A 21,908-nucleotide genomic window follows, 5' to 3' on the forward strand; every position below is an offset into this window, starting at 1 on the left:
CGCCGCAAATAGGGCGATGTATTCATACCTGCCGGCACGTTCTGTCAAGAACTCCCTACAGACGTTGGGCCGTGCCACGCCTACAGTGCTTCTGCAGGGTTGATGGAGGTGTCCGCCGGGCACACGATCCAGCGGGAGACGACCATGATGAACCTACAGGCAGTACCGGGAACAGCGCCCCGGGCGTACTCGCCCATTCGGGTGCCGGAGCGCCCCCGGCGCAGCGAAGGGGACTGGTCGAGCCTGCAGGAGGTAATGGATCTGCTGCTGTATGACGGACATGCCAGCGAGGCTGCCAATGGGCAGCTGTTTCGCCGCCGCCGTGTCAAGGCGGGGCAGTCCGTGTTTTTGATGGGCCAGCCTTTTGACGGTCTGTACGTGGTGCGTCTGGGCGCCCTGAAGACGGTCGTGATCCATGACGACGGCAGCGAGCACGTGCTCTCCTTTTCCATGAAAGGAGATCTGATGGGGACCGACGGCATTTGCAAGGACCAATATTGCACGGAAGCGGTTGCCCTGACCGACTGTGAAGTGATCCGGCTACCGGCATCGGAGCTCTTCATGCCTGGGCGTGGCTGCAATGAACTGGAGCGCATGGCTTATTGGGCCATCAGCCGGGAAGTCGTCAAGGAGCAGATGTCTTACACGCTGTCGCATGCATCCAAGTCGGAAGTCCGGGTTGCCCGTTTTCTGCTCATGCAATCGAACTGTTTCTCTGCGCTGGGCTATTCGCCCCGGCGTTTTACCTTGCCCATGACACGGCGGGACATTGGCAGTTACCTGAGCGTGACGCTGGAAACTGTCAGCCGGGCCTTGTCTGCATTGCATAACCTTGGCATTATTGAGGTGGCGAGTCGGGAAATCACGATCCTCTCCCGGGAGGCGCTGCATGCGTATGAGGGGTAGAGGGCACGATAGCAAAAGAGCGGGACGGCATGAGTTTTAAGAAAAATCCACTGGATTCCGGGGAGTTGCATCGGCTTGCACGCCAGCAGTTTGCTCCCCCCAATGAGCAGGGTTTTTCTGAACTTTCGCCGGAGCAGGTGCAGCAGCTGCTTGAAGACTTGGCTGTCAGCAAGATTGAGCTGGAGATACAAAACGCACACCTGAACGAAGCCCGGTCCCAGCTGGAACTGGCGCTGAACCAGGCCCGTGAACTCTATGATTTTTCGCCGGTCGGCAGTTTCAGCGTTGACCATGCCGGAACCATTGTCAAGTTGAACCTGGCCGGTGCGCGATTGCTGGGGCAGGAGCGTGTGCACCTTCTGGGCAGCCGGCTGGACCAGTTTTTTTCAGATGCCGATCGCGCAAGCCTGCATGCCATGCTCCATTCGGCGGAAAAATCGGGCGATGTGCAGCATGGTGACCTGTCGGTGTTGGGCAAGGGAGGCTCTGCCAAGCGTGTGCGCGCAGAGATTGGCCCCTTGGGGCACGGGTTGGGCTGCAACGTCGTTCTGCTGGATATCACGGAACGCAGTCTCCTGGAGCAACGCCTGCTGGAGAACGAGACGCGGTGGAAGTTTGCGCTGGGTGCTTCGGGGGATTGTGTATGGGACTGGAATGTGCAGGCCGGTACCGTGAGTTATTCACCCCAGTTCGAGCAGCTGTACGGATTTTCTGTCCAGGAGCTTGGGGCCAGTCTGGAAAACTGGAGTTCACGCATTCACCCGGAAGACCGCCAGCAGGTCATGGCATCGCTGCAAAAGTGTCTGACGGGACAGACCGACAGTTATTCCAACGAGCACCGGGGGCTGACCAAGGACGGTAGCTGGAAATGGATACTGGCCCGGGGCGCCGTATTCGCGCGTGCCGGGGACGGCTCGGCGGTGCGGATTCTCGGCACTCAGGTGGACATCACCGATCGCAAGACGCTGGAAGAAACATTGCGGACCACCAGTGCTTTGCATCAGGTGGTTTTCGACGCCCTGCCCGTGAAGCTGGTGGTTCTGGATCGCAACGGACGCATCGTGCAAACCAATTCGGCGTGGGACACCTACGTTCGGAACAACGGTGTGCCTGGCCATTATTGCGAGGCCGGAGCCGAGTATGTAGATGCGCTGACCGCCATGATGGGGGGGGTGCAAAACACGGTGGATACCGCGTTGGCAGGTATTGCGGACGTGATCTCCGGTTCAACGTCCGGTTTCACCATGGAGTATTCCTGCCGCGCGGCCAATGAAACCCACTGGTTCATCTTGAAGGTGACGCCCGTTGGGGCCGGACTGGGGCGCGTGGTGGTCAGCCACCAGGATGTGACGATGCTCAGGGCCTCGGAACTGGAGACCTTGAGGCTGGCCAATTTTGACGATCTGACCGGGGCATTGAGCCGGCGCAACTTCTTCAATGTGGCTGAACGCGAATGGGCCCGTTCCGTCCGCAACCGGCTGCCGCTCATGGTCCTGGCGCTGGACCTGGATCGCTTCAGGGTGATCAACGATTTGCATGGCCATGCAGCAGGGGATGCCGCGCTGGCTGCCTGTGTGAAATCGATCAACAAGGTTTTGCGCGCGTCGGACGTGATCGGGCGCATTGGTGACGATGAGTTTGCGGTACTGCTGCCGGATACGACCGTGGAAGGCGGGCGGGCGCTGACCTTGCGCATTGCGGAGGTGGTCACTTCCAGCATGGCGGGCATGGGGGACAAGGACCAGGTCTGCACGGTCAGCATCGGGGCCAGCAGCATGTTGAACGACGCTTCGTTTTCCGACCTGTTCAAGCGTGCCAGCGAGGCACTGAGCTATGCCAAGAAACAGGGTTGCGACCACGTCGCGATTGATACGGGTGGAACGCCTTGCCTGTGGTCGGGTGAGGTGTGAGGACCTGACAGGGTGGTCACCATGCTGGCCATGCAATGGACCGGTGCCGGGCAGCCGCTGGTGGCGGCACAGGTTCCGCTGCCGGAGCCCGAGGACTACGAGGTGCGGGTCCAGGTCCTGGCCTGCGGTGTGTGTCGTACCGATCTGCATATCGTCGATGGGGATTTGCCGCCTAGGCCGCCGGGGTTGGTGCCGGGGCATGAGATCGTTGGCCGGGTGGTGGCACGTGGGGCTCTGGCCACCCGGTTTCCCTTGGGGACCCGGGTCGGAATTCCCTGGCTGGGCGGGGCCTGCGGGCACTGTGCCTACTGCGACGGGCATCGGGAAAACCTGTGCGATACACCGGTGTTCACCGGTTACGACCGGGACGGTGGTTTTGCCGAGTTCGCAGTAGCCGATGAACGCTTTTGCTTTGCCCTGCCCGACGCCTATGACGATGTGCATGCTGCGCCTTTGCTGTGCGCGGGCCTGATTGGGTACCGTGCCTACCGGCTCTCGGGCGTCACGGGTCGCATGCGTCTGGGGCTGTATGGCTTTGGCGCGGCGGCCCATATCATGTGCCAGATTGCGGTGTCGCAGGGGCAGCATGTCTATGCCTTTGTGCGCGCGGGCGATCTGCAAAGCCAGCGCTTTGCCTTGCAATTGGGGGCCTGCTGGGCCGGGTCTTCTGAGTCGAGACCTCCGCATGAACTGGACGCCGCCCTGATTTTCGCCCCTGTCGGCGCGCTGGTTCCGGCCGCGCTGCGTGCAACCCGCAAGGGCGGCGTGGTGGTCTGTGCCGGAATTCACATGAGTGACATTCCCTCCTTTCCCTACGCCTTGCTGTGGGGGGAGCGCACGGTCCGATCGGTTGCCAACCTTACCCGAGAGGATGGAGAGGCCTTTTTTGCCTGCATTGCGCGCCACCCGATACACACGCACGTGCAGACCTATCCGCTCGTGCAGGCCAATGAGGCCCTGACGGCGCTCCGGCGGGGTGCGATTGATGGTGCGGCGGTTCTGGTTCCCGGTTAACCTTTGCGGAAGGCCTGATTCAGTTCGTCTGGTTTCTTGAGAAATGGTGCTCAAACCAATGGCCTGCCAGGCTGGCCGCAATTTCCAGTGTGCCCGGCTCCTCGAACAGGTGGGTGGCCCCCGGCACGATTTCCAGTTTCTTGGGGCATGGCAATGGCAAGATGCGCATGGCTGCCTGGTTGAGGGCCAGCACCTCGCGGTCTTCGCCGCCCACGATCAGCAAAGTGGGCGCCTGTACGTTGGAGAGGTATTTCCCCGCGAGATCGGGGCGTCCTCCGCGTGACACGACGGCGCAGATGGAGGGAGTGCGGGCCGCTGCCACCAAGGCGGCGGCGGCACCGGTGCTGGCGCCGAAGAGACCGATGGGCATGTTTTCCAGTCCGGGACGCTGCGCCAGCCAGGCCAGTGCGCCCATGACGCGCTCGCCCAGCAGCGCGATATCAAAGGCATTGTCCCGATCCCGGGCCTCGGCTTCGGTCAACAAATCAAACAGCAGGGTACTCAGGCCGTAAGACTGCATCACCCGCGCAACATACTGGTTGCGCGGGCTGTGGCGGCTGCTGCCGCTGCCATGGGCAAATACCACAATGCCCAGGGGATTCTGCGGAACTTCCAACTCGCCGGGCAGGGCCAGGTCTCCAACGCGCACATTTTCCAGCCCGTGCTTCAGGGTTTTTTTTAGGTATGTCGGCACAGTAGTTTCCATCAAAGCATGGGCATTTCGCCCCCGGACGCCAGGGTGGAATCACCAGTTGCCTGCCTGGGAGGCAGGGCAATCATGCAGTCGGTGGTGAGGATCAGGCTGGCAATGGATGCGGCATTCTGTAGGGCAAGCCGCGTGACTTTGGCGGGGTCTATCACCCCCATTTGCAACAGGTCGCCATACGTGCGGGTGGCTGCGTTGTAGCCAAAGGACGGGTCGCTCGACTCATCTACCCGGTTCAGGATCACAGAGGGTTCATCTCCCGCATTGCCGACAATGCAGCGCAGGGGCGCCTCCAGCGCGCGTGCCACCAAGCGGATGCCCGATGTCTCGTCCAGATTGCTGCCCGCCAATCCGGACAGCACACGGCGGGCCCGCAGCAAAGCAACGCCGCCGCCCGGAACGATGCCCTCTTCGACAGCTGCCCGTGTGGCGTGCAAGGCATCTTCCACCCGCAGCTTGCGCTCCTTGAGTTCTGTTTCGGTTGCGGCGCCGACCTTGATCAGGGCCACTCCACCAGCGAGCTTGGCGGCGCGTTCGTCCAACTTTTCGCGGTCGTAGTCGCTGGTAGCCGATGCGCGCTCCTTGCGGATGGTGGCGATGCGCTCCTGAATGGCTGCGGGCGACCCGGCACCGCCGATCAGCGTGGTGTTTTCCTTGCCGACTTCGGCGCGCGCTGCGCGGCCCAGGTCGGCATACTGAACCTTGGCCAACGGCAAGCCAACTTCCTCGCTGACGACGCGACCGCCGGTCAGTATGGCAATGTCCTGCAGCATGGCTTTGCGGCGATCCCCGAAACCGGGGGCCTTCACGGCACAGGTCTTCAGCGAACCCCGCATCGTGTTGATCACGAGTGCCGCCAGTGAATCGTTGTCAATTTCCTCGGCGATCACCAGCAGGGGGCGTCCGGACTTGACGACCTCTTCCAGCAACGGCAACAGGTCTTTCAGTGACGACAGCCGGCCATCGCACAGCAGGACGGCAACGTCTTGCAGCACGGCGCTCTGGCGCTCCGCATTGTTGATGAAATAGGGAGAAAGAAATCCGCGGTCGAACTGCAGGCCTTCCACGATTTCCAGAACACTTACCAGTCCGGACCCGTCCTCGATGGAAACGGCGCCCTCACGGCCGACCTTGTCAATGGCATTGGCCAGGAGATCGCCGATGGAGCGGTCATTGTTGGCCGAAATGGCCGCCACATGCGCTATTTCCTGGGACGACGCACAGGGTCTGGCCATGTGCTTGAGCTCGGTTACCACGGCCTGGATGGCCTGCTCGATGCCACGCTTCAAGTCCATCGGGTTCATGCCGCCTGCCAGGTAGCGCAAACCTTCGTGGATCATGCCGTGGGCCAGCACGGTGGCCGTGGTGGTTCCATCCCCGGCCATTTCGCTGGTGCGGGCGGCCACCTCGCGCAGCAGCTGCGCACCCATGTTCTCGAACCGGTTTTCAAGCTCCACCGACCGGGCGACAACCACCCCGGAATTGACAATCTGTGGCGGACCGAACTCCCGCTCCAGAATGACGGTTCGTCCCCGTGGCCCCAGCGTCACCCGCACGGCGTCCGCCAATGCATCCACACCCCGGCGGATATGGTCGCGTGCGGAGTCGTGAAAGACCAGTTGTTTGGCGGGCATGGCTGAATATCCACTCGATTTGTGCAAATGCTAGGTCAATCGACGGGGCCGGTTTTGACAATACGCAACCGCGAAGATGGCTGGCGCCGTGGGCTTTTTTCCCATTCCTCACTCCGCCGATTTGCGTGCCTTCTCGATGGCGTACTTGAGCTGCTCCAGCGAGGTGGCAAATGCGGCCTTGAGTTGTTGCCTGGTGTCTTCCGTGGCAGCCTTCAAGGCGGTCAGCCGTTGCTGGGCGTCACGCAATTCGGTTTCCATTTTCTCGATATCGGCCTGCAGGCTGGCGCTGGTCTCGCGCCCGGCCTTGGCTGCCTGCACCTTGAGATTCGCAACCATGGTGCGCAATTCATCGAGGTCTTTTTGCGCTTCCTGTGTGAACGCGGCGCGCTCCTTGGCGGACGGGTCGGCCTGCGCCGCCGTCGCGGGGGGCTTCTCCACCTCGGGCAAGGCAGGCTTGAACCTGTCGCATGCAGAGCAACTGATCGCCAAGGCAACCAAGGCAACTACGGAGAAAGGTGAGCGTTTCATATCCGTCCTTTCGGAGAGGTGCACAGACCGTCCATGGTGGGGTCCCGGTTCCGGTGCAACTTGACAGAACGCAAAGGAGGCCCTGTAGCTGCCGTTGATTTTTGTCAATGCATCGCTTTGTGCAAAGACGAGCCTTGTGCGTTGACTTGCGTTTTGCAGTGGGAGGCACCGTGGATACGTTGACCAAAATGGCGCTGGGTTTGATGGGGCACCTCACACCGAAGCCTCCGTCCGGAGAGTCCCAACCCGTGGTGGCCTTGCCGCCGGCGGAGACGACGGGTGGCTTGCCCTTGATGGAGGCCTTGCGCAGGCGCCACTCGGAGCGCCGTTTTTTGCCGCGGGCGTTGGAGTCGCAGATGCTGTCCAACCTGCTGTGGGCAGCGTGTGGCATCAACCGCAGCGATGTGGGCGGGCGGACCGCGCCGTCGGCCATGAACGCCCAGGAGGTGGACGTGTACCTGGCCCTGCCGCAGGGCCTGTACCGCTACGACCCCGGGCACCATGGCTTGCAGCGCCGGGTGGAACAGGACGTCCGGCGGGCGACCGGGTACCAGGACTTTGTGGACGATGCACCGCTGGATCTCATATTTGTGGCGGACCATGCGCGCATGAAGCTGGTGCCCGCGTCCAAGCGGGAGGCCTACGCATCGGTTGCGGCGGGTGCGATGGCGCAGAACATCGCGCTCTACTGTGCGTCGGCAGGGCTGGTGGGGGTGGTCCGGGCCTGGTTTGATCGCACCGCCCTGACCCGGGCCATGGGCCTTGGTCCGGATGAACAAATTCTGCTGTCACAGACGGTGGGGTTCCCCGGGGCTGACATCCCGGAGACCAAAGCGGATTGACTTGCGGACCCGCGGGGTGCCGCGGTGGGGTCAGCCCGGCAGTCGGGCCCGCAAGTAGGCCATCACATCGTTCAGGGTGACGAGTTGCCCGTAGTCCGACTCTGCAATGTCCACCTTCAGCCGCTGACTGAGCCCGATCAGGAAATTGAGCCAGTCCATTGAATCCAGATCCACCTGCAGGCGCAAGGGCCGGCTGTCGCGCAGCGATGCTGTATCCACTTCCGGTGCGATGGACTGGAGCGTGGCGCACACGACGGTGCGCAGTTCGGAATCGTTCATGTGCAGGCGTCTCGGGTGGGGTGACGGATGTGCGGGGTCAGGGTAACAGGGTTTCGGGCTGGCGCAGGCACTCACGCAGCTCTGCGAGGAAGAGGGCTCCGCGATGGCCATCGGACACGCGGTGGTCGGCGGCCAGACTGGCGGTGACGGTCGGCATGGCGCAGAGCGTGTCATCCGGCCCCACCCACGGCCGTCGGGCGATGTTGCCAAAGCCAACCAGCGCTACCTGGGGCGGGTAGATAACCCCCATTACGGCTTCCACGCCCTGGTCCCCGAGGTTGGTCACGGTGATGCAGGCGTCGGACATTTCGGAACTGCGCAGCGACCCGGCGCGCGCGCGCTTGACGAGGTCGGCCAGATCCTGCATCAGCGCGCCCAGCGGCCTGCTGTCGACGTCGTGCAGGGCCGGGGCAATCAGGCCACCCTGTCGCAGGGCAATGGCCACGCCGATGTGCACTGCGGTGGCAGGCTTGAACTCTCCGTTCTGGAACAGGCCGTTGAATTCCGGGTATTGTTTGAGCGTCAGCGCCACGGCCTTCAGTTGCAGCACGGCCATCAATACCCGTTCGGTGATGGGACGCTCCGCGTTGTGTTCTTCCAGCCATTGCTGGGTCCGCTGCATGGGAATGGTCTCCAGCAGGTAGTAATGGGGGATCTCGCGTTTGGACCGACTCATGGCCGCCGCAATGGTCTGGCGCATGGCCAGGGTGCGGTCATCTGGCGTGGTGGCCTGCTTTCCGGCTGTGGCTTCAGTTGCAGTTGCAGTTGCAGCCCGCTCCACGTCGGACAGCGTGATGGCGCCGTCCGGTCCGCTGCCGGTCAATGTGGACAAGGCCACGCCCAGGGCCTGCGCCTTCCGGCGCGCGGCGGGACTGACGTGCTGGCGTGGGGCGGCTGCCACGGCCGGAACCGGCTCCGGGCCGGCATGCTCGCCGGGGGCCCGCATCATTGCCAATACGGCCCCCACTGGCACTTTGGTGCCTGGTTGCACCCGCAACTCCTGCACGGTGCCGTCTTGCCAGATCTCGATGTCGATGGCTGCCTTGGATGTGTCCACGACGGCCACGACCTCGCCCTTGTGCACGCTGTCGCCGGGCGCCACCTTCCATTCCAGCAGCGTGCCCTCGTCCATGTCGGCCCCCAGCGAGGGCAGCTTGAATTCAAACATGCAGCACCCCTTTGACGGCCGCCACAATGTCGGGAACCTGGGGCAGTGCCGCATCTTCCAGGTGCTTGGCATAGGGGATGGGGACTTCCTGGCTGCAGACGCGGGCCACAGGGGCATCCAGCTCATAGAAGCACTCTTCCATGATGCGCGCCATGATCTCGCCGGCCAGGCTGCCAGTCTTCCAGCCTTCGTCCACCACCACGGCGCGGTGCGTCTTGCGCAGCGAGGCAGTGAGCGCTGCGGTGTCCAGCGGGCGCAGCACGCGCAGGTCGAGTACTTCCACGTCCATGCCCTCACCTGCCAGCTGTTCGGCGGCCTGCAAGGCCTTGGGCAGACTGCCGCCGTAGGTCACGAGGGTGAGCTGTGTTCCGGCGCGCCGCACCGCGGCATGGCGGATGTCGCAGCGCCAGTCGCCAGGCAGTTCACCTTCCAGGTTGTAGAGCTGGGCGTGCTCAAAGATCACCACCGGGTCGGGGTCGGCCAGGGCCGCGCCCAGCATACCTCGCGCATCGCCTACCGTTGCGGGTGCCAGCACGCGGATGCCGGGCACATGCGCGTACCAGTTCTCCAGACTGTGCGAATGCTGGGCCGCCAGCTGGCGGCCGGCGCCGGTAGCCATGCGCACGACCAGCGGAACGGAGAACTGGCCCCCCGACATGTGGCGCAGTGTGGCGGCCGTGTTGACGATGGCGTCCAGGGCCAGCAGGCTGAAGTTCACCGTCATGACCTCCACAATGGGCCGCATGCCCCCCAGTGCAGCGCCTACCCCGGCGCCGACAAAGCCCAGCTCCGACAGCGGCGTGTCGCGGATGCGCTCCGGCCCAAACGTCTCCAGCAGGCCCTTGGAGACGGCGTAGCTGCCGCCATAGCGGCCCACGTCCTCTCCCATCAGAAAGACGCGGGGGTCGGCGACGAGTGCTTCCTGCAATGCCTGCCGCAGGGCTTCACGGTAGGTGATCTTCATGCTACCTCCTGCGGTGTGTGGACATCCTGCAGCAGGGCGCTGACTGGTTCCGGCTCGGCGGCCTCGGCAAAGGCCACGGCATCGGCCACCTCCGCTTCGGCCTGCGCGTCCAGCGCCAGAAAATCGTCCTCGGTCAGCTGGCCCGCCGCCTTGAGTTGCGCCGTGAAGCTGTGGATGGGCCCCCGTTGTTTCCACTGCTCCACCTCTGCCTTGTCGCGGTACAGGTCGGGGTCGAACATGGAATGGGCGCGAAAGCGGTAAGTGGCGTATTCCACGAAGGCCGGTCCGTTCCCGGCGCGCACCTGCTGTGCAGCCTGCAGGGTGGTGGCGTGCACCGCGCGCACATCCATGCCGTCGACCTTGAAGGTGGGCACCCTGTAGCTGGCGGCCTTGGCGCACAGGTCGGTCTGGGACTCTGAGTGGTCCAGCGCGGTGCCCATGGCATACAGGTTGTTTTCGCAGCAGAACAGCACGGGCAGTTGCCACAGCGCTGCCAGATTCATGGACTCGTGGAACGCACCCTCGGCCATCGCGCCCTCGCCAAAGAAGCAGGCCGTCACACGCTGGATGCCTTGCAATTTGTCTGCCAGGGCCAGCCCTGCCGCCAGTGGCAGACCTCCGCCGACAATGGCATTGCCGCCATAAAAACGCCGTTTGGCGTCGAACAGGTGCATGGAGCCGCCGTGGCCATGGCAGCACCCTGCGGCCTTGCCATACATCTCGGCCATGATGGCGCGCATGGGGATGGCGCGCATCAGGGCGTGGGCATGTTCGCGGTAGGTGGCCAGCACGTTGTCGTCGGCAGCCAGTGCGCTCACAGCCCCCACGGCACAGGCCTCCTCACCGATGTAGAGGTGCAGGAAGCCGCGGATCTTGCCGGCGCCGTACACCTCGGCACATTTTTCTTCCATGCGGCGAACGCGCAGCATGTCCGCCAGCAGCTGTCGCGCGTGCGTGGTGCTGTCCGGCGCGGTTTTCCGGGTGTTCATGCTCCGGCCTCCAGCGTTGACGTGTCGCCTTCGGGCAGGCCCAGTTCCCGCGCCTTGAGCAGGCGGCGCATGATCTTGCCGCTGCGCGTGCGCGGCAAGGTCGGCAAAAAGGCAATTTCCTTGGGTGCCACGGCGGCCCCCAGTTTTTTGCGCGCATGCCCCAACAGTTCCATGCGCAGGGCTTCACCGGGCTCGAAGCCCGCTTTCAGCGAGACAAAGGCCTTGACCACTTCGCCCACCATGGGGTCGGGCTTGCCGATGACGCCGGCCTCGGCCACCGCGGGGTGTTCCATCAGCGCACTTTCCACTTCGAAGGGGCCAATCAGGTGCCCGGCCGACTTGATGACATCGTCCATGCGGCCCACAAACCAGTAGTAGCCGTCGGCGTCCCGCCGGGCCAGGTCGCCGGTGAGATACCAGTCGCCCGCGAAACACTTCCGGTAGCGTTCCGCATTGTTGAGGTAGCCGCGCAGCATGGACGGCCAGCCGCGTTTGAGCGCCAGTTCACCTTCCTGACCCGGTTCGGTCAGTACCCGCACCGAACCGTCGGGTTGCTGGTGCACGATGGCCGCTTCCACGCCCGGCAGCGGCAGCCCCATGGAGCCCGGCTTGATGTCCAGTGCCGGCAGATTGGCAACCATGATGCCGCCCGTCTCGGTTTGCCACCAGTTGTCGTGAATCGGCCGCCCCAGCACATCCTTGCCCCACCAGACGGCCTCGGGGTTGAGGGGTTCCCCCACACTGGCGATGAAGCGCAGCTTGGGGTAGGTGTAGCGGCGGGCCAGGTCGGCGCCAGCTTTCATGAGCATGCGGATGGCGGTGGGCGCGGTGTACCAGACGCTGACCTGTTGCTCCTGCAGGATGCGCCACCAGCGTTCGGCATCGAATTCGGCCTCGTCAACGATGGAGGTCACGCCATGCAGCAGCGGTGCAATGATGCCGTAGGACGTTCCGGTGACCCAGCCTGGGTCGGCGGTACACCAGAACACGTCGTCTGCATGCAGGTCCAGGGCGTAGCGGCCGGTGGCCCAGTGCGTCACCACGGCGCCGTGCACGTGCATGGCGCCTTTGGGTGCGCCGGTGGTGCCGCTGGTGAAGTGCAGCAAGGCCGGGTCCTCGGGCTGGGTGGCCACGATGTCAAATGTCTCCGGTGCCTGCGCCATGAGGCTGGCCAGATCCTGCGTGCCGGGCACGCTGGTGGGCGCGCCTTCGTCACCCACCAGCAGCACGTGGCGCAGGGCCGGCAGCTGGTTGCGGATCTTGGCGACCTTGCGTTCGTACAGGCTTTCGGTGGTGACCAGCACGGCGCCTTCTCCCAGGGTGAGCCGGGTGGCCAAAGGCTCGGGGCCGAAAGCCGAGAACAGGGGCGAGACGACGCAGCCGTTCTTGAAGCTGCCCAGCACGGCCGTGTACAGCTCGGGAATGCGCCCGGTCAGCACAAATACGCGCTCGCCGCGTTGCACGCCCAGTGTCTTCAGTACATTGGCAAAACGGTTGGTGAGGCGGGCGAGCGCGTTGTAGGTGATGTCGCGCTGTCCCTGGCTGCCCAGAAAGCGGAAGGCCACATGGTCGGCGCGGGGCCCTTGCGCATGCCGGTCCACTGCTTCATGGGCAATGTTCAAGCCGCCACCGGGCAGGCCTGCCAGCTCGCGCCGGGCCGCATCCCAGGAAAAGTGTGCGCAGGTTGCCGCATGGTCCACCAGGTTGGGCGGAACGGTCCAATCCGCAGGGCGCTTGTGGATGATTGCGGGACGCCGCATGGTGTGCTCCTTGAAGTACACCCATTGTTTCCCCGCGTTCGCCGTCTGTTTTTTGATAATTCGCAACGCGGGGGAATCTGATGTCCGACCGCGGACCAAACAGCGTTGCGACTGGCCGGCAGGGGGAGAGCCCCCCAGGCCCCGTTATTCGTTGTTGCCGCCCACGATGCCCAGGATCGCAAGCAGGGACTGGAACACGTTGTACAGACTGAGGTATACGCCCAGCGTGGCCGTGATGTAGTTGGTTTCGTGGCCGTCCTGGACGCGTTTGAGGTCGTGCAGGATAAAGGCCGAGAAAATGCCCACCGACAGGACCGACAGCGTGAGTACCAGCGCGCTGGACTGGATGAAGATGTTGGCAATACCCACGGCCAGCAGGCCGATGACGCCCACAAACAGCCACTTGCCCATGGAGGATAGATCGCGCTTGATCACCGTGGACAGCGACGCCATGCCCAGGAAGATGGCGCCCGTACCGGCAAAGGCCGTCATGATCAGGCCCGCGCCGTTGGACAGGCCCAGTACCGTACCCACCAGATGCGACAGCATCAGGCCCATGAAGAAAGTGAACGCCAGCAGCACCGGCACGCCCGCGGCGGAGTTCTTGGTTTTCTCAATGGCGAACATGAGGCCAAAGGCGCCCGCCATGAAGACCACCAGGCTGACCATGGGCGACAGGGCTCGGGTGATGCCGGTGCTCACGCCGAGCCAGGCGCCCAGCACCGTGGGCACCATGGAGAGGGCCAGCAGCCAGTAGGTGTTGCGCAGTACGCGGTTGCGCTCGGCCGCGGAGGCGCCCAGGGTTCGCGGGGCCGTGCCGTAGGTTTGCAGGGAGGTGTTCATGGTGTTTCCTTTCTAGTGGATGGAACAGGGAAAAAGCGGGGTTGTGGGGGCGGTCAGGCGCTTTGGGGTCCGGGCGCCCGGTGGGCCAGCCGTTTGCCGCGGGCCCGGATGTTGAGCGCTTCTACCGCCAGCGAGAACGCCATGGCGCCGTAGAGATAGCCCTTGGGGATGTGCAGGCCAAAGGCTTCGCCGGTGAGCGCCATGCCCACCATGACGAGGAAGGCCAGCGCCAGCACCTTGACCGAAGGGTGGCGGTCGACGAAGTCGCCAATGGGCTTTGCGGCCACCAGCATCACGCCTACGGCGGTCACGACGGCGGCCACCATGACGCCGAGCTGGTCCACCATGCCCACCGCGGTGATCACCGAGTCCAGCGAGAACACGACATCGATGACGGCAATCTGCCCGATGATGGTCCAGAACAGCTTGCGCCCCGCCGATTGCAGGGCGGCGCGGTCGGTGGCGGGGGGGCCGTCCTCCTCCCGCGCTTCCACTTCCACAAAAATCTCGTGCGAGGCCTTGTAGAGCAGGAACAGGCCGCCAGCCAGCAGCACCAGGTCGCGGCCGCTGAAACCTTGATCAAACACGGTGAACAGGTCGGCCTTGAGGCCCATGACCCAGCTCAGTGAGAACAGCAGCAGCAGGCGCGAGACCATGGCAAAACCCAGGCCCAGCCGGCGCGCCTTGTCGCGCAGCTCTTGCGGCAGGCGGCCCACCAGGATGGAGATGAAGATGATGTTGTCCACGCCCAGGACGATCTCCAGGGCGGTCAGCATGCCGAAGGCAAGCCAGATATTCGGGTCGACAAGAAATTCCATGGCTATAGGGGCCGTTCACCGGCCGTAATGGGGTCAGGCGTTGAAGGTAATGGAATTCACTATTTTGGTAAATTCGAATTTACATAGCATTCAATTCGAAAAAACCGCATAGTTAGACCTTTCACAAGGACCGTTGCATGAACTTCAAGCACCTGTATTACTTCTGGGCGACCGCCAAGGCAGGGGGCATCGTGCGGGCGGGCGAGCAACTGCACATCTCGCCGCAAACCCTGTCTGGCCAGATCAAGTTGCTGGAAGCGCGTCTGGGGTGCGCCCTGTTTCGCAAGACCGGCCGCCGGCTGGAATTGACCGACGATGGCCGCATCGCCCTGCGGTACTCGGACCAGATCTTTGCGCTGGGCAGCGAACTGGAAGCAGCGCTGGGGCGTTCCCGTGACGCGGCGCAGGGCCTGACGTTCCGCGTGGGCCTGGCCGACGCGATTCCCAAGGCCATCGCCTACCGCTTGCTGGAACCTGCGCTGACGGTGAGCACGCCCGTGCGGCTGATCTGCCATGAAGGCAAGCTGCAGGACCTGTTGGCGCAGTTGTCGGTCCATCGGCTGGACCTGGTGATTGCCGACGAGGCCATGAGCAAGCGCACCAGCGTCAAGGCCTTCAGCCACCGGCTGGGTACCACCAGCATGGCATTTTTTGCCACAGCCCAGTTGGCGTCCACCTTGCAGGGCACGTTTCCCCAGTGTCTGGACCAAGCCCCCATGCTGATCCAGGGGCGGGCGTCGGCCATGCGCCAGCGACTGGACTTGTGGCTCTCCGAGCGGGGGCTGCGGCCCCAACCGGTGGGGGAGTTTGACGATGCCGCGCTGATGAAAGCCTTTGGCCGTGAAGGACGCGGGGTGTTCATGTCGCCCAGCGCGCTGGAGGACGAGATCTGCGCCCAATATGGCGTGCAGGTGATTGGCCGGACCGCGGAGCTGGTGGAGGAGTTTTTTGCCATCTCGGTCGAACGCCGCATCACCCACCCCTGCGTGGTGGCTATCACTCAGGGTGCCCGGCACCACCTCCTGAGCGCCTGAACCGGCTCCGACCGCGTCGGGAATTGCAGTCAAAACGCACCTTCGTGGTGCGTTTTTGTGTACTTTTTCCTGTTTTTTCCGAAAAAAGCCTGAATTTTTAAAAATAACCCTAAATAACCCCCTAAATCTGCCGTTACCAATCGTACGTCTAGCCAGAAAAGACACCGGAGGGGCCTGGAGCCTTACACCCAATGCAATTGCCTTCTATCGATCGAAACCCCAGCATGCGCCCTGCCGGCGTAGAGTTGGCTTCGCCCGCGGCAAACAAGGTGATCCCGGTGGCGCCCGTCAACCCGTCGGTGAGCGCCAGTCCGTCCCTTGAACCGACCCCCAGTGTCGTCAACATGGTGAACATGGCGAAGAAGCCCAACGAGGGCGAGGCGTTGTACACCAGTGTTTCGGACCCCGCCCAGCGCGGCTCGGAGGCGGCCACGTCGCCCAAGGACTGGACCATCCACCGCCCGGCCCCCGAGAAAGTGGAAGACCCGCCCAAGAAGCCGATCGCGCAGATGCTCATCGAGCACCTGCGGGCCATGTGGACGGCCAGCGCCGCTGCCGCGCAACTGGAGCAGGTGAAAGACCAGATGACCCCGCCCATTCCGACGTCGCCCACCGCCGTGCCGGGCGAGCTGGCGCGGGAAGCACTGACGTACACGCCCAGCAAGATCAAAAAGACCGAGAACCTCTAAGCAGCCGTTCTCCCGCATGGTCTACCATTTCGGCCATGCACACCTCCGCCCTTGTTCTCTTTTCCGGTGGCCAGGACTCCACCACCTGTCTGGCCTACGCGCTCGAACGCTATGCACGCGTGGAAACCATTGCCTTTGACTACCGCCAGCGGCACAGCGTGGAACTCGACGCCCGCTTGGCGGTGCTGCGCGAAATCCGCAGCCGGTTCCCGCAGTGGGCGGCCAAGCTGGGCGAAGACCACTTGCTGGACCTGGCCGTGCTGGGGGCCGTCAGCGAAACCTCGCTGACCCGCGACACGGCTTTCAAGATGGAGGCCAGTGGCCTGCCCAACACCTTTGTGCCCGGACGCAATCTGCTGTTCCTGACGCTGGCGGCCGCCGTGGCCTACCGGCGTGACCTACAGGTCATGGTCACCGGCGTGTGCGAGACCGATTTCTCGGGCTACCCGGATTGCCGTGACGACACCATGAAAGCCATGCAGCTGGCGCTCTCGCTGGGCATGGACAAGCGCTTCCTGATCGAAACCCCACTGATGTGGATCGACAAGGCCACCACCTGGGCCTTGGCGCAGTCGCTGGGCGGCCAGCCGCTGGTGGACCTGATCGTGGAGCACACCCACACCTGCTACCTCGGCGACCGCACGCACCGCCACCCCTGGGGCTACGGCTGCGGGGAGTGCCCGGCCTGCCTGTTGCGGGCCAACGGTTACGCGGGTTTTTCGCAGAGCGTGAACCGGGCCGCGTCGCCCTGCGGCTGAGGCACCAGCACCCACTGGCGGGTGTGGAATGCCGCCACGCTGGGACGGTGTGCGATAGACACCAGCCCGCCCTGGCGTTCGGCTACCAGGGCCAGCAGGCGCTGGTACAGCGTTGTTTCGGCCGCGGCGTCCAGCGCGCTGGTTGCTTCGTCTGCAAACACCCATTGTGGTTTCTTCAGCAGCACGCGGGCGATCGCCAGGCGTTGCTGCTCCCCACCGGAGAGCTTCTGGCTCCACGCGTCGGCCAGGTCCAGCTGGCTGGCCAGCTGCGGCAGCAGGGCCTCGTGCAGCGCCTGTTGCAAGGCGGCGTCGGCGTAGTGGCTGGCGGGCTCCGGATAGGCCAGGGCGTCGCGCAGCGGGCCGTTGGGGAAATACGGGCGCTGGGGAATGAACATGGCGTCCGCCGGGCGTTCCAGGTGACCTTGGGCAAAGGGCCAGATACCGGCCAGTGTGCGAAACAGCGTGGACTTGCCGCTGCCCGAGGGGCCACTGAGCAGAATCCGCTCGCCGCCCCGGGCGTGCAGCACGGCGCCGGCCAGCAGGGTGTCGCCCGTGGGCAGGGCAATGGTCAGGTCGGTGCTGTCAATTGCTATGGAATCCGTAGCGGTCAGCGCAGGATTTGCGGTGGCTGCGGTCGTCATGGCTTCTTCAAAACTGGTCAGGCGGTCGGTCGTGGCGCGCCAGGTGGCCAAGCTGCTGTAGTTGTCGACAAACCAGCTCAGTGAACCCTGCACCTGGCCGAAGGCCGAGGCAATCTGCATCAGCTCGCCGAGCTGGATGGCGCCACTGAAAAAGCGCGGTGCCGCCACGATGAAGGGGAAGACCACCGCCGCCTGGCCGAAGCCCACGGTAAACCAGGTCAGGTTCTTCTGCGCCTTGAGCAGGGCCAGAAAGTTGCGCAGCACGCCGGCAAAGCGCCGCTCCAGCTGCACGCGCTCGGCCGGCTCGCCGCGGTCCAGGGCGATGGACTCGCTGAATTCGCGCACGCGGACCATGTGGTGGCGGAAATCGGCTTCGCGGCGCTGCTGCTCAAAGTTGAGCCGGATCTGCGGGCGCCCGATGTAGTGCGACGCCACGCTGCCCGCCACGCTGTACAGCACGGCTGCCCAGACCATGAAGCCGGGAATGTCGAAGGCCTGCCCGCCCAGCGTGAAGGCGAAGTTGCCGCTCAGGCTCCACAGGATGCCGACAAAGCTCAGCAGCGTCACCACCGCATTGAGCAGGCCCATGGTGAGCGACACCGTGTAGCTGGTGAACTGCCCCACGTCTTCCTGGATGCGCTGGTCGGGGTTGTCCGGGCTGCCGCCGTTGCCATGGTTGGGCGCAAAGCGGGCCAGTTCCAGCTTGTAGAAGGCCTGGTGGGCGAGCCAGCGTTCCAGGTAGTGGCCGGTCATCCAGGCCCGCCAGCGCATTTCCAGCAGCTGCGTCAGGTAGAACTTGTAGACCGCAATGAGGACGAAGGCAAAGGCCAGGTAGGTGAAGCGCCCCAGCTGGGTCCAGAACACGCCGGCGTCCTTGTTCTGCAGGGCGTCGTAGAACAGGCGGTTCCAGTCGTTGAGCAGCACCAGCATGTACACCGCCCCCAGGTTGAGCAGCACGATGGCAGCCAGCAGGCCGCGCGCCTTCCATTTCTCCTCGGAAGAAAAGTAGGGCCGCGACAGCGCCAGCACGCGGCGCACCAGCAACTGGAACGACGCCCATTTGGCGCCGGTAACGGAAACAGGGGGCATGGCGTGGAGGCTCGCAAGAGGGGGTCAGAAATTGCGCACGCCGCTGGCCACATGGCCCGAGGGCACATGGCGCGCGGCCGATTCGATGTGGCCGGTCTGGTCATCGAAGAAAAAGTCGGGTTCGAATTCGCGCAGGAATTCGCCCTTGTCCAGGCCGCCCAGGAACATGGCTTCGTCCACGGCGATGTTCCAGTCCATCAGGGTGCGGATGGCGCGCTCGTGCGCCGGAGCGCTGCGGGCCGTCACCAGCACGGTGCGGATGCGCATCTGCGGTGTGGCCGCCTGTTGCAGCCGGTGCAGCGCCACCAGCAGGGGTTTGAATGGACCATCCGGCAGCGGCAGGGCGGCCTTGTCGGTCTCGTGCTGCTGGAAGGCGTTGAGGCCCTGGGCGTGGAACACCCGTTCGGCCTCGTCGCTGAACAGCACGGCGTCGCCGTCAAAGGCAATGCGCACTTCGGTGGGGTGCGCGTCCGTGGCGTGGGCTGACCGCGGGTACACCTGTGCGGCCGGCACGCCGGCGGCCAGCGCGGCGCGTACGTCGCTCAGGTGCGTGCTCAGGAACAGGTTGGCCCGCAGCGGCTTGAGGTAGCGCCAGGGGGGCGCGCCGCGGGTGAATACGCAGCGGATGATGGGCAGGGTGTAGTGCTCGGCGGACTTCATGACGCGTAGGCCACTCACCGGATCGTTGCGCGAGAGGATGACCACCTCCACCTGCTGGGACGACGTGGTGTTGAAGGCCAGCAGCTTCCTGACCATGGAAAACGCCACGCCGGCCTTGGCCGGCGTTTCCAGCCGTTCCAGCTGCAGGCCCATGTAGGTGCTGTCGTCGCCCTGCTCGAAGACTTCGTTTTCTTCTTCAAAATCAAACAGGGCACGGCTGGAGATGGCCACCACCAGTTTGTCGTCCAGAGTCATCGCCATGGGGTTTCCTTCGCGTGCGCAGGCACATTCATATTCACTTGACGAGCTGGTTGAGCTGGATGATGGGCATCAGCACGGCCAGCACGATCAGCATTACCACCAGGCCCATGGCCACAATCAGCAGGGGCTCCAGCAGGGTAGCCAGTTGCAGGGCCCGGCGCTGCACCTCGGTGCGCAGCTGGAGGGCGGCGCGGTCCAGCATGGCGGGCAGCTGCCCGGTCTGCTCGCCCAGCCGGGCGAACATGGCCAGCAGCGCCGGAAAGCGTGCACGGTGCGCCAGGGCGCTGGCCAGCGGCGCGCCTTCGCGCACCAGGGCCAGCGCCTGCAGCGCGTCGGCGCGCATGGCGCGGTTGGACAGGGTTTCGGCCGCCGCCTGCAGGGCCTTGAGAATCGGCACACCGGCGCCGCCCAGCATGGCCAGCGTGCTGGCAAACCGAGCCGCGTTGTAGCTGCGCGCCATGCGGCCCAGCACCGGCAGGCGCAGCCAGGTCGCGTCAAATTGCTCACGGAATACGGCCCTGGACCAGGCCAAACGTGCGCCAACTGCTATGAAAAGCAGAGCAGCCAGCAGGAGCCAGCCGTAGTGGCGCACAAAACCGCTGATGCCCAGCATGATGCGTGTGAGCAGGGGCAAGGCCTGTTTGGAACTGGCAAACACATTGGCAATCTGCGGCACCACATAGGCCAGCAGGAACAGCACGATGGCCAGCGCCACGGCACTGACGATGGCCGGGTAGAGCGCTGCGCCCAGCAGCTTGGCCTGCAGGTTCTGCTGCTCCTCCAGCTCGTCGGCCAGGCGCTCCAGCACCAGGCCGAGCTGGCCACTGTGCTCGCCCGCGCCAATCACTGCAATGAAGATGCCGGAAAACTCCCGCGGGTGGTGTGCCAGCGCCGCCGCCAGGGCGGAGCCGGCGTTGACCTCGGCGCGGATGGTGGCCACCAGGTCGCGCTGCGCCGGGTATTCGGCCTCATCGGCCAGCGAAGTCAGCGCCCGCTCCAGCGGCAGGCCGGCCGTCACCAGCCCGGCCAGCTGGCGGGTCCAGATGGCCAGCTGGGTGGCTGTGAAGGCCCGGCGCTGCCAGCGCGGGGCCGGGGACGCTGGCGTGGCGCTGCCCAGCGCCGCCACCGCCAGGGGCACCAACGCCTGGGTGCGCAGCAGGCTGCGCGCCGCGCGGGCGGAGTCGGCTTCCAGCACGCCGGTGCGGGTCTTGCCACTGGCGTCCAGGGCTTCGTAGGAGTAGGCAGGCATGGTCCCAATGGTAGCGCCGCGCCTGCTGCGGGTTTTCCACCATGACAGGACCGGCCGGAATCCTTATGCTTCAAAAATAGCACGACCGTGCTAGTTTGATCCGTGCCCGCCCGTACCCGCGGTGGGCAGCGGGTCAGCCCGCGACAGCGCCCCCACCCCAGAGGTCGCACCGGTTATTCAGTCGGTATTCCTTCACAACCACAGACCCTCAGAGGTCACGAGGAGACACATATGAAGAAAACGTTGATGACTTGGCTGGCTGCTGCCCTGCTGGCGCTGCCGCTGTGGCCCCTGTCGGCGCAGGCGGCGGGCTACACGCAAACCGCCTATCCCATCGTGCTGGTGCATGGCCTGTTCGGCTTTGACAACATTGGTCCGGTCGAGTATTTCTACGGCATTCCCTCGGCGCTGCGGGCCGACGGTGCCAAGGTGTTCGTGGTGCAGGTTTCCGCCGCCAACAGCACCGAAGTGCGTGGCGAGCAGCTGCTCACCCAGGTCAAGCAGATCCTGGCTGCCACGGGCGCCGCCAAGGTGAACCTGATGGGGCACAGCCACGGCGGCCCGACCTCCCGCTACGTGGCGTCGGTGCGGCCGGATCTGGTCGCTTCCGTCACCTCGATCGGCGGCGTCAACAAGGGCTCTGCGGTGGCGGACCTGATTCTGGGCGTGGCGCCTGCTGGCTCGTTCTCCAATACCGTACTGGTGTCCATCACCAACGGTCTGGGTACCATCATCGACTTCCTCTCCGGCGGTGCCGGCCAGACACAGAACTCGCTGGCGGCGGCACAGTCGCTCAGCACGGCCGGCTCGGCCCAGTTCAATGCGGCCCACCCCGAGGGCGTGCCCACCACCGCCTGCGGTGAGGGTGCCTATACCGCACGCGGCGTGGCCTACTACTCCTGGAGTGGCGCCAAGCCCTACACCAACCTGCTCGACGTGATGGACCCGGCGCTGGCGCTGACCTCGCTGGCATTCAGCGGTGCCAAGAACGACGGCCTGGTGAGCAGCTGCTCCTCGCGCCTGGGCCGCGTGATCCGCGACGACTACGCCATGAACCACATGGATGAGGTCAACCAGACCATTGGCCTGGTGAACCTGTTTGAGACCAGCCCGGTCACCCTGTTCCGCCAGCAGGCCAACCGCCTGAAGAACGCGGGTCTGTAAAC

Annotated in this window: 21 protein-coding genes; 8 read left to right on the forward strand and 13 right to left on the reverse strand. The window is 64.5% G+C overall.

Features of this window, described 5'->3' with window-relative positions; translation table 11 throughout:
• Nucleotides 1–144 precede the first annotated feature (144 nt).
• The 3 genes from AC1Q5W_RS13655 to AC1Q5W_RS13665 are packed head-to-tail and all read left to right on the forward strand — an operon-like array spanning nucleotide 145 to nucleotide 3,830.
• Nucleotides 145–906, forward strand: coding sequence for a Crp/Fnr family transcriptional regulator (locus AC1Q5W_RS13655; RefSeq protein ID WP_492704213.1), 762 nt, complete (start codon nucleotides 145–147; stop codon nucleotides 904–906).
• Between the two features lie 29 nt (nucleotides 907–935).
• Nucleotides 936–2,816: a sensor domain-containing diguanylate cyclase gene (locus tag AC1Q5W_RS13660; protein WP_492645156.1), complete on the forward strand. Its 1,881-nt coding sequence runs from the start codon at nucleotides 936–938 to the stop codon at nucleotides 2,814–2,816.
• Between the two features lie 21 nt (nucleotides 2,817–2,837).
• The gene (locus AC1Q5W_RS13665) at nucleotides 2,838–3,830 is read left to right on the forward strand and encodes a zinc-dependent alcohol dehydrogenase family protein (protein WP_492645157.1); all 993 of its coding nucleotides are present in this window, start codon (nucleotides 2,838–2,840) and stop codon (nucleotides 3,828–3,830) included.
• A gap of 19 nt (nucleotides 3,831–3,849) precedes the next feature.
• Here the strand turns inward: AC1Q5W_RS13665 and AC1Q5W_RS13670 are convergent, their stop codons facing one another.
• The 3 genes from AC1Q5W_RS13670 to AC1Q5W_RS13680 all read right to left on the reverse strand — a co-directional run bounded on the left by AC1Q5W_RS13670 (nucleotide 3,850) and on the right by AC1Q5W_RS13680 (nucleotide 6,698).
• Entirely contained in the window at nucleotides 3,850–4,524 is a 675-nt protein-coding gene (locus AC1Q5W_RS13670) for a dienelactone hydrolase family protein (protein WP_492645158.1), read from the reverse strand.
• 11 nt (nucleotides 4,525–4,535) lie between these two features.
• Nucleotides 4,536–6,170, reverse strand: a complete 1,635-nt coding sequence (gene groL / locus AC1Q5W_RS13675; protein WP_492645159.1) for a chaperonin GroEL — start codon at nucleotides 6,168–6,170, stop codon at nucleotides 4,536–4,538.
• A gap of 108 nt (nucleotides 6,171–6,278) precedes the next feature.
• Nucleotides 6,279–6,698: a sll1863 family stress response protein gene (locus AC1Q5W_RS13680; RefSeq protein WP_492645160.1), complete on the reverse strand. Its 420-nt coding sequence runs from the start codon at nucleotides 6,696–6,698 to the stop codon at nucleotides 6,279–6,281.
• Between the two features lie 170 nt (nucleotides 6,699–6,868).
• Between AC1Q5W_RS13680 and AC1Q5W_RS13685 the strand changes: the two genes are divergently transcribed.
• A complete protein-coding gene (locus AC1Q5W_RS13685) occupies nucleotides 6,869–7,540 on the forward strand; it encodes a SagB/ThcOx family dehydrogenase (RefSeq protein ID WP_492645161.1) in 672 nt (223 codons plus the stop codon).
• A 30-nt stretch (nucleotides 7,541–7,570) separates the two neighbouring features.
• Here the strand turns inward: AC1Q5W_RS13685 and AC1Q5W_RS13690 are convergent, their stop codons facing one another.
• From AC1Q5W_RS13690 to AC1Q5W_RS13720, 7 genes are all read right to left on the reverse strand, one after another.
• Nucleotides 7,571–7,819 (reverse strand): acyl carrier protein, encoded by a 249-nt coding sequence (locus AC1Q5W_RS13690; RefSeq protein ID WP_492645162.1) that lies wholly within the window; start codon nucleotides 7,817–7,819, stop codon nucleotides 7,571–7,573.
• Between the two features lie 37 nt (nucleotides 7,820–7,856).
• Nucleotides 7,857–8,987 carry a dihydrolipoamide acetyltransferase family protein gene (locus tag AC1Q5W_RS13695; protein WP_492645163.1) on the reverse strand — a complete coding sequence of 377 codons (1,131 nt, stop codon included), beginning with the start codon at nucleotides 8,985–8,987 and terminating at the stop codon, nucleotides 7,857–7,859.
• Nucleotides 8,980–9,951, reverse strand: coding sequence for an alpha-ketoacid dehydrogenase subunit beta (locus tag AC1Q5W_RS13700; protein ID WP_492645164.1), 972 nt, complete (start codon nucleotides 9,949–9,951; stop codon nucleotides 8,980–8,982). Before AC1Q5W_RS13700 ends, AC1Q5W_RS13695 begins: the two co-directional genes overlap by 8 nt.
• Nucleotides 9,948–10,940: a pyruvate dehydrogenase (acetyl-transferring) E1 component subunit alpha gene (gene pdhA, locus AC1Q5W_RS13705; RefSeq protein ID WP_492645165.1), complete on the reverse strand. Its 993-nt coding sequence runs from the start codon at nucleotides 10,938–10,940 to the stop codon at nucleotides 9,948–9,950. Before pdhA ends, AC1Q5W_RS13700 begins: the two co-directional genes overlap by 4 nt.
• Nucleotides 10,937–12,700, reverse strand: a complete 1,764-nt coding sequence (gene acsA, locus AC1Q5W_RS13710) for an acetate--CoA ligase (protein WP_492645166.1) — start codon at nucleotides 12,698–12,700, stop codon at nucleotides 10,937–10,939. The genes pdhA and acsA overlap by 4 nt, the downstream gene beginning before the upstream one ends.
• A gap of 144 nt (nucleotides 12,701–12,844) precedes the next feature.
• Nucleotides 12,845–13,543, reverse strand: coding sequence for a Bax inhibitor-1/YccA family protein (locus tag AC1Q5W_RS13715; protein WP_492645167.1), 699 nt, complete (start codon nucleotides 13,541–13,543; stop codon nucleotides 12,845–12,847).
• 53 nt (nucleotides 13,544–13,596) lie between these two features.
• Entirely contained in the window at nucleotides 13,597–14,361 is a 765-nt protein-coding gene (locus AC1Q5W_RS13720) for a TerC family protein (RefSeq protein WP_492645168.1), read from the reverse strand.
• Nucleotides 14,362–14,498: 137 nt separating this feature from the next.
• Here AC1Q5W_RS13720 and nhaR point away from each other — a divergent pair, with 137 nt between their 5' ends.
• The 3 genes from nhaR (at nucleotide 14,499) to queC (ending at nucleotide 16,842) form a co-directional block, all read left to right on the forward strand.
• Nucleotides 14,499–15,395: a transcriptional activator NhaR gene (nhaR, locus tag AC1Q5W_RS13725; RefSeq protein ID WP_492645169.1), complete on the forward strand. Its 897-nt coding sequence runs from the start codon at nucleotides 14,499–14,501 to the stop codon at nucleotides 15,393–15,395.
• A 191-nt stretch (nucleotides 15,396–15,586) separates the two neighbouring features.
• Entirely contained in the window at nucleotides 15,587–16,084 is a 498-nt protein-coding gene (locus AC1Q5W_RS13730; RefSeq protein WP_492645170.1) for a hypothetical protein, read from the forward strand.
• A gap of 35 nt (nucleotides 16,085–16,119) precedes the next feature.
• The gene (queC, locus tag AC1Q5W_RS13735; protein ID WP_492645171.1) at nucleotides 16,120–16,842 is read left to right on the forward strand and encodes a 7-cyano-7-deazaguanine synthase QueC; all 723 of its coding nucleotides are present in this window, start codon (nucleotides 16,120–16,122) and stop codon (nucleotides 16,840–16,842) included.
• On the opposite strand, the gene AC1Q5W_RS13740 is transcribed toward queC, so the two are convergent.
• From AC1Q5W_RS13740 to gspF, 3 genes are read right to left on the reverse strand one after another with little or no spacing between them, the layout of a single operon-like run.
• On the reverse strand, nucleotides 16,791–18,572 hold the full coding sequence (locus tag AC1Q5W_RS13740) for an ABC transporter ATP-binding protein/permease (protein ID WP_492645172.1): 1,782 nt from the start codon (nucleotides 18,570–18,572) through the stop codon (nucleotides 16,791–16,793). The two genes, queC and AC1Q5W_RS13740, sit on opposite strands and share 52 nt — an antisense overlap.
• A 24-nt stretch (nucleotides 18,573–18,596) precedes the next feature.
• Nucleotides 18,597–19,493, reverse strand: coding sequence for a 5'-nucleotidase (locus tag AC1Q5W_RS13745; RefSeq protein WP_492645173.1), 897 nt, complete (start codon nucleotides 19,491–19,493; stop codon nucleotides 18,597–18,599).
• Between the two features lie 34 nt (nucleotides 19,494–19,527).
• Nucleotides 19,528–20,742: a type II secretion system inner membrane protein GspF gene (gene gspF, locus AC1Q5W_RS13750; protein WP_492645174.1), complete on the reverse strand. Its 1,215-nt coding sequence runs from the start codon at nucleotides 20,740–20,742 to the stop codon at nucleotides 19,528–19,530.
• Nucleotides 20,743–20,973: 231 nt separating this feature from the next.
• On the opposite strand from gspF, the gene AC1Q5W_RS13755 reads away from it, so the two are divergent.
• Nucleotides 20,974–21,906, forward strand: a complete 933-nt coding sequence (locus tag AC1Q5W_RS13755; RefSeq protein ID WP_492645175.1) for a lipase family alpha/beta hydrolase — start codon at nucleotides 20,974–20,976, stop codon at nucleotides 21,904–21,906.
• Nucleotides 21,907–21,908 lie beyond the last annotated feature (2 nt).

It is taken from the genome of Rhodoferax sp. MLSD5-FHT05B10 (assembly GCF_058793415.1).